The following is a 13,016-nucleotide window of genomic DNA, read 5'->3' as shown; positions in this document are numbered from 1 at the left end:
AACGATCTTAATTAACCGCAACCAAATTATTTTTTTAGGCTAAAGGGAAACTTAAATAAAAAGTGGTTCCTAAATCCGTTATGGAAGTAAATTTAACCGTTCCGCCGGCATTTTCTACAGCCTGTTTAACAAAAGCAAGCCCTAAGCCCGTTCCCGACGTTTTGGTGGTAAAGTTGGGTACAAAAATTTTATCGTGCAGTGACGGCGGAATGCCTTTCCCATTATCTTTAATTTCGACATAGGCGTTACGAAGGTCTACATAAATAACAATGGTAATACAGCACAACGATTCTTCATCAATGGCTTCTATCGCATTTTTAAGCAGGTTATTGAAAGTTCTTAACAGTTGATCGTGATCGGCCATTACCTCAATATCGCCAACGCTTTTGTTCACAATATCAATGGTTACATTTGCTGTACTTTTAAATACCTCTCTTGCCCGTTCAATCACCGGAATCAAAGAAAGGCGTTCCAGGCTGGTATCGGGCATTTTAGCAAAGTTTGAGAATTCAGACGCAATTTTTGAAAGACTATCAATCTGCTCGATAAATGATTTACTGAATTTATTAAATTTGAGTTCAAAATTAGGGTCCTTCTCTTTCCATGATTTTTCTAACAACTGAACCCCCAGCTTTAACGGCGTGAGCGGATTTTTAATTTCGTGTGCAACCTGTTTCGCCATCTCGCGCCAGGCACTTTCGCGCTCCGATCTTGCCAGTTTAAGCGCGCTGGCCTCTAAAGCCGAAATCATATTATTATACTCCTTAATCAGCGAGCCAATTTCATCATGCCTGCGCCATACAATGGGTTCGTTTCTTTGCCCGATTTTAGTTTTACTGATACTCTCTTGAATAAATGTTAACGGACTGGTAATCTGATTGGCCAAAAATACGGCCAGTACTCCGATAGCGACGAAAACGAGCGCATAAATATTGATCAGGTTACTTACAAAAAGGGCAATTTTATCGGTGTATTCTTCTTCGTTTGAGTAATTGGGCAGGCCGATATACGCAATTGTTTTATTTTGGGCATTTCTGATCGGTGCATATGCGGCTGCATAAGTTAAGCTTCCTATTTTCTCATTTGGATTGATGTATTCTGACCGGTGAAGGCTATTTAACGACAGATAAGCCAATGGCCCCATTTTCTTCCCTATAATTTTGTAATTATAAAGTTTAGGATATGTGGTCATAATCAGGTTCCCATTTAAATCGTATAAATTAAGGTCTGCATTGTTAATATCTGCAAAATTGTTAAAATCAGCTACGGCACTTTCATCATTCGAAATAGTACCATTATTAAAAACCTGTTTTTCAAAATTCTGCTGAACCTTTCTTATTTTATCCTTTAGGATAGCGTCCTGCTGGCCGCGATATTCGAGGTTCATATAATAATAGGTTACCCAACCCACAATAACCAATGTAGCCACCACCGAGAGCACAATAGAAACCTGAATCCTTGTTTTATATAAGATTTTATTGGCATTGATCATCAGTGAGCGGTTGATGCTGAACCAGCCAACTTTATCGTCATCGAGGTTTTTGATTAGCCAGATTAAGCCATAAAGCACCATTGAGAAGATAATAAACACCAGAAAAAAGAAAGATAAAGCCGCTAAACGTTCTAGATAATCAACCTTAGCCTTACTGATAATGACCATTTTACTATCAGATGGTTTATAAATCATGTGACTGTAATGCAGTTTATCGTCATTCTCAATAACAAAATCGTCCTTTTTGCCTTTAAATACACTGCCATCAAGCGGATAGGTGTAACTTCCTGATTGATTTAGCAATTTATCATTACTGTAAAAAGCAATCGAATAGCCTTTAAAGTCTTCATCCTTTGCCAGTTTTTGGTCTCCTAAAAGGTCGGGCAAGCGGTTATTATAATTGTATGGTTTAGAGCGCAGCTCGATAATAAGCGTGCCAAGCAAATTGCCCTGATCTACAACCGAAATAATCCCAAAATAATCCTGATAACCAAAAGTATTGTTAACCTGATAGAAAAAATTAGATCCATCTATTTTAACAGAACCAACCTCTACCAGGCCTTTATATTTATTAATAGGCGGACTATCCGAATTTCCCATGACCACCCCTAACCTATCATATGGATAAATCTGATAGTCATACCGGCCTAAATAACCATCAAGATAATCCTTTAAATGGTTTTTAAGTACCGCATAATTTGCGGTTTTGTTCTGCTTAAAATACCGCGACAGAAAATCATCTTTAACAATCTCATTGCCTAAGTTGCCCAGAGCAATAATGGCATTTAAATCTTCTGATGATTGTATTTTACGCGCCAATGGTTCGCGCAGGCTACGCTCTTTAATATCTTTATACCTTGTGTATTTAATAGAGGTATTAAAGGCCAGACAGAAAAAAACAATGGCGAATAAACCGATTGAAAAGTGTTTTTCTTTGAGGTAAACTGCCCTTGCAACAATAAACAATACAAGCGCAAAAACAATAAAGAATGCATTAAAATCAACAAAAAGCTTATAGGCAAAAACGCCTGCAAAACCAATCAAAAAGATAATCAGCCTTTCTTTATTGGTTACATTGAGCTGGCTGCTTACCGTGGCAGAAATAACGGTGATGAGGTAAATCTGAAACCAGGCCAGGCACAAAATTACAATGCCTACCCAACTGGTACCGCTCAGCTTTAAGATGTTTACAATATCAAAATTAATCCTGGAGTTAAAAATCAGACCAAAAAAAATATCGTCGGTATCCCATACAATCTGACCGATGAGTACCATTAAAGCCGCCTGAATAATCAGTCCTACAATTTTATTACGTTTAATCCACGTTGGGAATTTATATTGTTCTTTATGGTTGTACATAAAAAGCAGCAACCAGGTGAGTACAATTACATTTAACAGGAAATCGCCCAATGAAGGCATCATAAAGCTATCGGCGTATATCTTTGGATCAAAAAGATCTAAAATAAAACGGTGGTTAAACCAGCCGTAATACAAATCAGATAAGCGAAAGGCAAGAAAGAAAAAGAGCAGCAGAAAGGTTCCCCATGCAATATGCCCACGGCGGGCAATGAGCGAGCTAAGGGAGTTAAAAAACATACAAATACACAATATGCCGGCAATAAACAACCATAACTGTGTACCTGAGTAATAAGTTTCTGCATAACCCTGCTTTACCTTAAGCCCGAATAAAAATTTATTATCAAGGCTTTTAATTATATATACATCCTTATCTGTAAAGGATGCAAAGGTTAATAATTTTGTAGCGGATAAAATCGGGTCGATATCGTTTTTAAAGTATTGTGTTTCTTTAAAAGGATACTGTGACTGGATGGAAATTAAGAAAACAAGACTAAAATTACCCTGTGTACTTTTAATTACCTCGTACCAGCCGTTGGCAAAAAAAAGCACCGAACTACCTTCTTTAATGGTGTTAGGATCTATATCAGAAACTTTAATGGTACTCCAATACCTAAGCTCGTTATTTTCGTAGGTTAACAGGTTGATACCGCTTATTGCCCGATAGGTATTGATAAAATCTATCGCGTTTTTGGGATTGATGTGGAATTGCTTGGCCTTAGCCACTTCTTTTTTATTGGCCAAAAAAGCCTGCACCGATCTTTCTTTGGCTAAAAGATTTTGTTGAATTTGTTCAGCATCATGTTCCAGCAATTCGCTTTTGGTAGTAAAATGGCTTAACGAAATAGACGTTACCATGAGGCAACAGCCCAAAACGAGCAATAGAAACCTAATTTTTACGCCAAAGCTCATTTTCATCCGGGTAGTTGTATTTTCAGCAATAAGGTAACGCCATTATGATACATTTATATGTATTTTAAAATGGTGATGAATCAATCTACTGATAAAGATATTAAATATTGATAAAAAGTAACGCCATAAACAGCTGGGTTTATGGCGTTGGCATTTGTTATATTTTATTGCATTTAATTAAGCGATAACAGCGCTGCTGGTTTGCACTTCGCGGCTTACCTTTTTAACCAAGCCCTGTAATACATTGCCAGGTCCAACTTCAACAAATTCAGTTGCACCATCAGCCAGCATATTGCCTACTGTTTGTGTCCAACGTACCGCGCCAGTTAATTGTTTAATTAAATTGGCTTTAATTTCTGCCGGATCTGTATAGGGTTTTGCATCAACATTCTGATAAACCGGGCAGATTGGGGCTGAAATATTTGTAGCTTCAATAGCCGCCTGAAGTTCGATTTTTGCAGGTTCCATTAAAGGAGAGTGGAATGCGCCTCCTACATTTAATTTTAAGGCTCTCTTCGCTCCGGCTTCGGTTAGTTTGGCACAAGCCAAATCAATCCCTTCAATGCTGCCGGAAATGACCAGTTGCCCAGGGCAGTTATAATTAGCAGGTACTACTACCGCATCAATTTCGGCACAGATTTTTTCTACAACATCGTCTGCAAGCCCTAAAATAGCCGCCATGGTTGATGGCTCTGCCTCGCAAGCTTTCTGCATGGCATTTGCACGGGCAATAACTAACCTTAATCCATCTTCAAAACTTAAAGCATTTGCTGCTACTAATGCAGAAAATTCGCCTAACGAGTGACCAGCAACCATATCAGGTTTAAAATCATCACCCAAAACTTTAGCCAAAATAACCGAATGTAAAAAAATAGCAGGCTGGGTTACATTGGTTTGCTTAAGTTCTTCATCTGTTCCACCGAACATGATATCGCTAATACGGAAACCGATAATTTCATTAGCCTGTTCAAATAATGCTGCAGCTTTCGGGTTTTCGTAAAGATCTTTACCCATGCCTACAAACTGTGCTCCCTGTCCGGGAAAAATATATGCTTTCATACCCCTTAATCCCCTAAAGGGGAAATTAACTATTTGTAAAAATTATTGATTTTAATGCCCTTACTCCCCTTTAGGGGTTGGGGGTTTAATCTAAACTCGCTGTAATTAACCTTAAAAACTCAGCTCTTGTTTTATCGTTGCTTAAAAAAGTTCCGGTAAAAGCCGATGTTGTGGTCACTGAATTTTGTTTTTGTACACCGCGCATCGACATACATAAGTGCCTGCACTCCATTACCACTGCTACCCCCATTGGGTTAAGCGTGTTCTGGATACAATCCCTGATTTCATTAGTCAAACGCTCCTGTACCTGTAAACGGCGGGCAAATGCATCAACTACACGTGGTATTTTGCTTAAACCAACAATGTGCCCATTAGGAATATAAGCGATATGCGCTTTACCAAAAAAAGGCAACATGTGGTGTTCGCACATCGAATATACTTCAATGTCTTTTACCACCACCATTTGGCTATAATCTTCCTGGAACATGGCCGATTTAAGGATTTCATCAGGTTTAATATCATAACCATGGGTTAAATATTGCAAAGCCTTAGCTACGCGTTCAGGTGTTTTTAACAAACCTTCGCGTTCAGGATTTTCGCCCAATTGCCCTAATATATCTTTATAATGTGTAGCTACAGCTTCAATTTTTTCTTCGTTGTAACGGTCTACTTTTACATAGCCGCCCCCCGATTCGCCATTTAATATGTCTTTATCGATCATTAATTTAGGTTTTTAACCAAAGTATTCAACAAAATTGTTTTCGGTTTCGTAGATTTTTACGCAATGTAAAATGGCTCCGCTTGCTGCAATTGGCGCTTCTAACTGCTTCCAGATTTCGATGGCTAAATTTTCTGTAGAGGCCAGTTTGCCTTTCATAAAATCAACATCGAGGTTTAAATTTTTATGATCAACTTTATCTACCACATAATCATTCATCACCTCTTTAAGCCACTTTAAGTCAACAAGAAAGCCTGTTTCCGGGTTAACCTCGCCTTTTACTGTAACATACAGCCAATAGTTATGGCCATGCCAGTTGGGATTGGCACATTTACCATAAACTTCACTATTTTTATCATCATCCCAATCGGTACGCGCCAATTTGTGCGCTGCATTAAATGATGCTTTTCTCGTTATGTAAATCATTACTATAAAATAAAATGCAAATATACGGATAAAGGTTTAAGCTTAAAGACTAAAGACCTAAGCTTAAAGAAAACCTAAAATATAATCTGCTAACTTTACCAGATGAAAACTTTAGTTGTTGCCGCCACCAAAGCCGAACTCGCGTTCTTTTACCAGCATTTTAGCCTGCCGGAAGGGGATTTTGTAGAAAGTAAAAATTTCGACCTGCTGATTACGGGGGTAGGTATGGTGGCAACTGCCTTTGCCCTGGGTAAACACCTTTCGAATAAATATGAGTTAGTGATAAATTTCGGTATTGCAGGCTGTTTCGACAGGAACATTGACCTTGGCTCGGTGCTAAACATTACCGAGGATACCTTTGCCGAACTTGGTGCCGAAAATGGCGAGGAATTTTTAACCATCACCGATTTAGGTTTCGGGGAGAATCATTATCACGCCAAAACCCAGCGAAAAGTAGGCCTGCCATTGGCAAAAGGCATTACGATGAATTGCGTAACCGGAAGCGAAAAAAGCATTAAAAACCTGATAAAAAGGCTAAACCCGACCACCGAAAGCATGGAAGGTGCTGCTGTTTTTTATGCAGCCAAACAATTGAACATAGATTGCCTGCAGGTTAGAAGCATATCCAACTACGTGGAGCCAAGAAATAAAGAAAACTGGAAAATTGGCCTTGCAGTTAAAAATTTAAACGATTGGGCCATAGCTTTTATCGGAGAAATGAACTGATTATGACTAATTAATATCACACAGTAGTTAATTTTGATTTATGAACCCGACACAATTAAAATAATTATTTTAATTGTCAAAGGCTCCATCTAACACCTGAAAACAAAAAATAAATAGATGAAACTTACACTTGGATTTTCTCCCTGCCCTAACGACACCTTCATTTTTGATGCACTTATTCACCATAAAATTGACACGGAAGGTTTAGAATTTGAGGTTTCTTACGATGATGTAGAAACCCTGAACCAAAAAGCAATGCGGGGTGCACTGGATATCACCAAATTAAGTTTTCATGCGTTTGCTTATGTAGCCAACCAATATGCATTATTAGATGCCGGCAGTGCACTTGGTTTTGGTGTTGGCCCATTATTGATCAGCAAGAAACATTTCGACGACTCCGAACTCCAAACGCCAAACTCGGAACTAAGTATCGGTATTCCAGGAAAATACACCACTGCTAATTTCCTCCTTGGCATTGCTTATCCGCACTTACAAAATAAACAAGAACTGGTTTTTTCAGAGATCGAATCTGCGCTATTGAACGATCAGATTGATTTAGGCCTGATTATCCACGAGAACAGGTTTACCTATCAGGATAAGGGTTTAACTAAAATTGTTGATCTGGGCGATTATTGGGAAAAACTGACAGGTTGTGCTATTCCATTGGGAGGTATTGTAATTAACCGCAATTTAGACCGCGAAGTACAACTAAAAGTAAACCGTTTAATCCGTCAATCGGTTGAGTTTGCCTTTGCACATCCAAAATCTGGTATCGATTTTATCCGCCAGCACGCTCAGGCCATGGAAGAAAGTGTAATGTACAAACACATTGAACTTTACGTCAATAAATACAGTATTAACCTTGGCGAAGAAGGTCGAAAAGCAGTTGATACCTTATTTAAACTTGCACAGGAAAGAGGGATTATTCCGGTTATCCAGCAGAACTTATATATTTAACTCGTTCTTCATCTCCACCGTAGCAGAGAGATCTATAAATTATGGTCGAAAAGTTGGAAGGTTTAAATGTTGGTTTCGCCGCCCTGAACATTTCAACTTTACAACGTTCTAACTTTTAACAACCATAACCCGGAACATTCTAACATTAAAACGTTAGCCCACCAACAACTTATAACCTTTCCCGTGCACATTGATAATCTCTACCGCCGGATCGGCTCTCAAATATTTACGTAGTTTGCTTAAAAACACGTCCATACTCCTGCCGTTAAAGTAGTTATCATCATGCCAGATGCTTAATAGCGCTTCTTCGCGGGTTAAAACCGTATTCTTTTTTAAACACAACAAACGCAACAACTCCGCTTCTTTGGTAGAAAGTTTTTGCTGTAGCTCGTCGCTGGTAATGATCTGTGTAGTATAATCAAAATTGTATTTACCAATAGAAAACTGTGTTTCTGCGGCTTCCTCATTATTATCGGTTTTATTGGCAACACGCTTAAACATCGCATTAATGCGCAACAGCAATTCTTCAATACGGAAAGGCTTGGTAATGTAATCATCACCGCCCAAATCGTAAGCTGCAGATTTATCTTCCAGCATGGTTTTAGCCGTTGCAAAAATGATCGGAACCTGTGTATTTACCTTTCTAATGTCTTTACCAAGGGTAAAACCATCTTTTTTAGGCATCATCACATCCAAAATACAAAGATCGAAGTTTTGCTTGTTAAACGCCCTCAATCCATCCTCGCCATCAGTGCACAACACCACATCAAACTTGCCTTTAAGCTGCAAATAGTCTTGTAATAATAAACCTAAATTTGGGTCGTCTTCTACCAGAAGTATTTTTTTCATTTTCTTAATTTTATTCACGTATGTAGCATTACCTACACTGAAAGTTTGATTCTGAGTATGCATAACGGTTTAATTTATATTGTAGATTAAATGAATACTCCACTATATTAACCAAATTAAACCGCTTATATTTTAATGTATCGACAAAGCGAGCTTTTGTGCCGATAGTTATCCGGTATATAAAGGTAAAGATATTTCGAACGTAGTTCCTCTATCTTTTTCGCTACTTACCTTAACCGTTCCGTTCAGTTTTTTAATAATGTCCTGCACATAGTTTAAACCAAGGCCAAAACCTTTTACATCGTGCAGGTTACCTGTAGGCACCCTGTAAAACTGATCGAAAATCCGTTTTGATTGCTCTTTGGTCATCCCAATACCTTTATCTGCAATTTCGATAATGATATGTTTATGGCTGTTACGCGTGGTAATGGTAATTTCGGGCGTTTCAGTACTGTATTTATTTGCGTTATCAATGAGGTTGTAAATAACGTTTGATAAATGTAGTTCATCTGCAAAAACCACTGCACTTTCTGCATCCGTATTTATATTGATTATTGCATTTCTCTTTTGTAACTGCAATTCCATGCTATCCAACACGATCACGATCAAATCGTTCATGTCTACCTCTGTATTCTCCAGTTTGAGCTCGCCTTTTTCTAAACGGGCGATACTTAAAACACGTTCGATATGACTGCCCAAACGCACGTTTTCATCATAAATGATTCCGGCCAAACGTTTCAGGCGAGCTTTATCTTCGGTTACCTCCGGATCTTTCAAAGCTTCGCTGGCAATCATAATGGTGGCTACAGGCGTTTTAAACTCGTGCGTCATGTTGTTAATGAAGTCTGTTTTCATTTCTGTCAATTTCTTCTGCTTTAAAATGGCATAAAGGGTATAAGAAAAGATAAAAACAAGCACCAGCAATAAACCAACAGAAGAAGCCAGCGTAACACTTAAATTGGCCACAATTGCCGAGTTTTTATTTGGGAAACTCACAAAAAGCATCCCCGGATCGCGGAAAAGGTCATTTCCGAACAAAGGCGTTTTATAAGTATTCTCTGGCAAAAATTCGCCCTTTATGTTGGAGGCCGTCATAAAAATGGTTGAGTCTTTTTTTGCTAAAGAAACCCTGTAAGAAGGCTCTAAAGTGATGTTATTCGCAACAAGCTCCTGTTTTAATAAATCGCCTAACGAATTAAAATTAATGCGTTTGTAAATCGGCACATTGGTTTCCTGCAGTTCTTTAGATACATCTTCAACCACACTCGATCGGGTATAAGAAAAAGTATCTTTACCTAACGATGCTATTTTTAGTTCCAGTGTTTTTCTCGAAATCTCATCTTCCCGTTTAAATTTTTTCTCTAAATCGTTAGGAATTTTTGCCACACTGGCAAAACCTGGATTACCGTCTCTTGGATCAAAAACCAAATACCTTAACGTATCGGGCAAACTTTGCATGCTTTTAAATTCAAATGCTTTTGGTGGCGCAGCAAAAGGCTTTGTACGCATACTGTAGCCTTTTAAAACCAAACTTTTCATATCAATGAAAGCGTCCATCTGCAAATCCAGCTTATCGCCGTTTTTTGATGACAATGAAGCATATTCTTTTTCAGAAATGACGTTGGGCGCGCGGTATTCTACCCGGATAATACTATCCTGCTGGTTAAGATAATTCTCGATCTGATTTTCTCTTTCAACCTGGCGAAGCTCTACCTCCTGGGTATATTGTTGTCTTAAATCCTTAATATCCAGTGCCCGTTGCCTCGAATCCTGAAGCTGTTTTAATTTATTTTCAGCGTCTTTCCGGTTGAGGTGATCGGCAACGTTTCTACGCTGGATTTTATTCACCACCGTGGTTAGCGTTTGGTTTACCTGTTCATCAAAGAGTTGTGATTTTAGCTTATAGGATTCCCTGATGTAATACAGCTGCATTACAAAAACACCCAGTAAAGCCACCGTCATTAAAACGGTAATCAACCAAAAACTCTTTTTCTTCATGAACCAGAATGATTTTCAAACTAAAAAAACAGAACACCATCTTTTTAAATCTAAACAGATATCAAAAATACTGAATAGCAAAGCTAACTGTTTGTTTTTAACATATTTTAACAGCGCCGGGACCGATAGACTTCCGAAGTTTGTGGAAGAGCGGCTTCCGGAGTTAGCCTTGCCAGTGTGTTAGAAACTTCGGAAGTTTGGCAGGGGCAAAAAAAATGCCGGGGCAAAAGCCCCGGCATGGTTCAAAATTGTTTGCTTAAAAAAGATTCTTTATTTAAAATGGCAAATCATCATCTTCACCTGGTGCATTGCTTACATCAACCGGAGCGGCATAAGCCGGGGCTGCTGCCGGAGCGCCTGCTGCAACGGCATTGATACGCCAGATTACCAAACTGTTAAAATATGATGTTTTACCTTGTTTATCTGTCCAAGGGCGACCGCGTAAATTAAAGAACACTTCAACTTCATCACCCGCTTTAAAAGTATCTAATAATGCAGTTTTATCTTGTAAAGCCTCAAAACGAATATATTCTGGGTATGTTGGATTTTCTGCGTATTCTATTATTAAATCACGCTTTTTAAACGTTTCACTTACTTGCTGTGTGGCACCTACTTCGTGCACCTTTCCTTTAATTTCCATATCTAATACTACTTAATGTACTATAAACATCAAATCTCTATAATTTTATTGATAACTTCGCATATATTATGATGCAAGTTTTCCACAATAAAAGCAAGGTAATTATTACCTGCAATAAACGCCTTTCTCCTTATCTTCAAGATGAAGTAACTGCTTTAGGCTATACAATAGAACGGGCTTTCGCTACAGGCGTTGAGCTCAATATTACCCTTACAGAGTGTATTAAGCTAAATTTAAACCTGCGCTGTGCCAGTCAGATCCTCTATTTAATAAAAAGTTTTAAGGCCATTACGCCTGATGATTTATATAAAGAAATTTCGGCAATTGAGTGGGAAGAACTGATCGATTTTTCGGGCTATTTCTCGGTTACCTCAAATGTTGATAACCCAAATATTACCACCCCGCTTTTCGCCAATTTAAAAGTTAAGGATGCAATTGTTGACCGCATGAAGGAGAAAAAAGGCATCCGCCCCAACTCCGGATCAGATGCCAACAAAGCAGTAGTACATTTATACTGGAAAGATGCCGATGCGGATGTATTTATGGATACTTCCGGCGAAACCCTTGCCAAACACGGTTACCGTAAAATTCCTGGTAAAGCACCCATGTTAGAGGCTTTGGCCGCCAGTGTTATTCTGGCATTAAACTGGGACAGAAAATCGCCATTTATTAACCCGATGTGCGGTTCAGGAACGTTGGCTATTGAAGCTGCGCTGATTGCCACCAACCGTGCACCAGGCCTATACCGGATGAATTACGGCTTTATGCACATATTAGGATATGATGAAGAGGCATTTTTTACAGAGCGCAGGGTTTTAAAAGACCAGGTAATTAAAAATGTTGATCTAAAAATTGTAGCTTCCGATCTTTCGGAGGATGCTGTAGAGGTAACCCGAAGAAATGCCAAAACTGCAGGTGTTGATACCCTGATCGAGTTTGAGGTTTGCGATTTTGAATTAACGCCGGTGCCAGAAGATGGTAAAGGTGTTGTGGTTTTTAATCCCGAATATGGCGAGCGTTTAGGTGTACACAGTAAATTAGAACTTACTTATAAACGCATGGGCGATTTTATGAAAACCAAATGCAAAGGTTATTCTGGTTATATTTTCACCGGAAACCCTGATCTTGCTAAAAAAATAGGTTTAAAAGCGTCTAAAAAAATTGAATTTTATAATGGTAAATTAGATTGTCGTTTATTGGAATACGAATTATATGACGGCTCGCGCAGGGCACCATTAATTGAGGCATAGTCTTTTTAATTGAAAATTAATATATTACGCTCTCTTACGTACCATAACGTAGAAAATTTTGGAGAATATGGAATTTGATGACATGGATCATATGCCCGAATGGGAGCATTTTAGCCGTTTTGGCCGCGATGATGAGGATGAAGAAAATCTATCGAGTGATGATGCTGAAAAGGTTAGGCTAAAAGCAACCAGGGCAAAAAGCCTTTACAACCAGGCAAGGGCAGTTTATAAATATGCCGCCTTATTCTGCGAAACACTTGAAGGTGAAATGGCTGAAATGACAGCCAATTTAATTATGCAGAATGCCTTGATGCTCTGTCCTAAAATTGTGGGCGCAGAAGGTGCAGATATGTATATTTTAAGAATGGAAAATGCATCCATTATCCGCACCAATTGCCGTGAACTGGAAACCCAGGTAAGGGCAGCGGATATGTTCGAAATCTGTACACCTGAATATAAGGACATTGTTTTAGACGAAATGGAGAAGTTCCGTGTGCTGTTTATCGAATGGGTTAAATATTTCGAAAAAGACGAATTTGAAGATGACTGGGGATTATATTAATCCTTAGCATCTGATTTTTCCGTCGTTTTATCCTTTATCTTACCCCTGCCATAATTACCGTTACCACAAAC

11 protein-coding genes are annotated in these 13,016 nt (G+C 38.6%); 4 read left to right on the top strand and 7 right to left on the bottom strand.

The window, feature by feature from the left end; translation table 11 throughout:
- Nucleotides 1–34 precede the first annotated feature (34 nt).
- The 4 genes from R2R28_RS24955 to R2R28_RS24940 form a co-directional block, all read right to left on the bottom strand.
- Nucleotides 35–3,766, bottom strand: a complete 3,732-nt coding sequence (locus tag R2R28_RS24955) for a HAMP domain-containing sensor histidine kinase (RefSeq protein ID WP_316828374.1) — start codon at nt 3,764–3,766, stop codon at nt 35–37.
- A gap of 171 nt (nt 3,767–3,937) precedes the next feature.
- The gene (fabD, locus tag R2R28_RS24950) at nt 3,938–4,819 is read right to left on the bottom strand and encodes an ACP S-malonyltransferase (protein WP_316828373.1); all 882 of its coding nucleotides are present in this window, start codon (nt 4,817–4,819) and stop codon (nt 3,938–3,940) included.
- Nucleotides 4,820–4,904: 85 nt separating this feature from the next.
- Nucleotides 4,905–5,540 carry a GTP cyclohydrolase I FolE gene (gene folE / locus R2R28_RS24945; protein WP_316828372.1) on the bottom strand — a complete coding sequence of 212 codons (636 nt, stop codon included), beginning with the start codon at nt 5,538–5,540 and terminating at the stop codon, nt 4,905–4,907.
- 12 nt (nt 5,541–5,552) lie between these two features.
- Complete coding sequence (locus R2R28_RS24940; protein ID WP_316828371.1) at nt 5,553–5,963, bottom strand: 6-pyruvoyl trahydropterin synthase family protein; 411 nt, start codon at nt 5,961–5,963, stop codon at nt 5,553–5,555.
- A 102-nt stretch (nt 5,964–6,065) separates the two neighbouring features.
- Here R2R28_RS24940 and mqnB point away from each other — a divergent pair, with 102 nt between their 5' ends.
- The gene (gene mqnB / locus R2R28_RS24935; RefSeq protein WP_316828370.1) at nt 6,066–6,689 is read left to right on the top strand and encodes a futalosine hydrolase; all 624 of its coding nucleotides are present in this window, start codon (nt 6,066–6,068) and stop codon (nt 6,687–6,689) included.
- 117 nt (nt 6,690–6,806) lie between these two features.
- Complete coding sequence (locus R2R28_RS24930) at nt 6,807–7,646, top strand: 1,4-dihydroxy-6-naphthoate synthase (RefSeq protein ID WP_316828369.1); 840 nt, start codon at nt 6,807–6,809, stop codon at nt 7,644–7,646.
- A gap of 153 nt (nt 7,647–7,799) precedes the next feature.
- Here the strand turns inward: R2R28_RS24930 and R2R28_RS24925 are convergent, their stop codons facing one another.
- The 3 genes from R2R28_RS24925 to R2R28_RS24915 all read right to left on the bottom strand — a co-directional run bounded on the left by R2R28_RS24925 (nt 7,800) and on the right by R2R28_RS24915 (nt 11,133).
- Complete coding sequence (locus tag R2R28_RS24925; RefSeq protein WP_316828368.1) at nt 7,800–8,495, bottom strand: response regulator transcription factor; 696 nt, start codon at nt 8,493–8,495, stop codon at nt 7,800–7,802.
- A gap of 168 nt (nt 8,496–8,663) precedes the next feature.
- A complete protein-coding gene (locus tag R2R28_RS24920) occupies nt 8,664–10,493 on the bottom strand; it encodes a HAMP domain-containing sensor histidine kinase (protein WP_316828367.1) in 1,830 nt (609 codons plus the stop codon).
- 274 nt (nt 10,494–10,767) lie between these two features.
- A complete protein-coding gene (locus tag R2R28_RS24915; RefSeq protein WP_025141805.1) occupies nt 10,768–11,133 on the bottom strand; it encodes a DUF3127 domain-containing protein in 366 nt (121 codons plus the stop codon).
- A 71-nt stretch (nt 11,134–11,204) separates the two neighbouring features.
- On the opposite strand from R2R28_RS24915, the gene R2R28_RS24910 reads away from it, so the two are divergent.
- Together R2R28_RS24910 and R2R28_RS24905 are read left to right on the top strand one after the other, a co-directional pair.
- Nucleotides 11,205–12,383, top strand: a complete 1,179-nt coding sequence (locus R2R28_RS24910; protein WP_316828395.1) for a class I SAM-dependent RNA methyltransferase — start codon at nt 11,205–11,207, stop codon at nt 12,381–12,383.
- A 67-nt stretch (nt 12,384–12,450) separates the two neighbouring features.
- Nucleotides 12,451–12,945, top strand: coding sequence for a hypothetical protein (locus R2R28_RS24905; RefSeq protein WP_316828366.1), 495 nt, complete (start codon nt 12,451–12,453; stop codon nt 12,943–12,945).
- The last annotated feature ends 71 nt before the right edge of the window (nt 12,946–13,016 follow it).

Source organism: Pedobacter miscanthi, from assembly GCF_032678605.1.
Classification (GTDB): Bacteria; Bacteroidota; Bacteroidia; order Sphingobacteriales; family Sphingobacteriaceae; genus Pedobacter; species Pedobacter miscanthi_A.
The sequence above is the reverse complement of the archived record's forward strand: the minus strand, read 5'-3'. Positions and strand labels throughout refer to the sequence as shown.

Bases quoted from the DNA above. Each gene is read 5' to 3' on its own strand.
- R2R28_RS24930 (WP_316828369.1), top strand. From the start codon at position 6,807: ATGAAACTTACACTTGGATTTTCTCCCTGCCCTAACGACACCTTCATT.
- fabD (WP_316828373.1), bottom strand. From the start codon at position 4,819: ATGAAAGCATATATTTTTCCCGGACAGGGAGCACAGTTTGTAGGCATG.
- R2R28_RS24905 (WP_316828366.1), top strand. From the start codon at position 12,451: ATGGAATTTGATGACATGGATCATATGCCCGAATGGGAGCATTTTAGC.
- R2R28_RS24955 (WP_316828374.1), bottom strand. From the start codon at position 3,766: ATGAAAATGAGCTTTGGCGTAAAAATTAGGTTTCTATTGCTCGTTTTG.
- folE (WP_316828372.1), bottom strand. From the start codon at position 5,540: ATGATCGATAAAGACATATTAAATGGCGAATCGGGGGGCGGCTATGTA.
- R2R28_RS24910 (WP_316828395.1), top strand. From the start codon at position 11,205: ATGCAAGTTTTCCACAATAAAAGCAAGGTAATTATTACCTGCAATAAA.
- R2R28_RS24925 (WP_316828368.1), bottom strand. From the start codon at position 8,495: ATGAAAAAAATACTTCTGGTAGAAGACGACCCAAATTTAGGTTTATTA.
- mqnB (WP_316828370.1), top strand. From the start codon at position 6,066: ATGAAAACTTTAGTTGTTGCCGCCACCAAAGCCGAACTCGCGTTCTTT.
- R2R28_RS24920 (WP_316828367.1), bottom strand. From the start codon at position 10,493: ATGAAGAAAAAGAGTTTTTGGTTGATTACCGTTTTAATGACGGTGGCT.
- R2R28_RS24940 (WP_316828371.1), bottom strand. From the start codon at position 5,963: ATGATTTACATAACGAGAAAAGCATCATTTAATGCAGCGCACAAATTG.
- R2R28_RS24915 (WP_025141805.1), bottom strand. From the start codon at position 11,133: ATGGAAATTAAAGGAAAGGTGCACGAAGTAGGTGCCACACAGCAAGTA.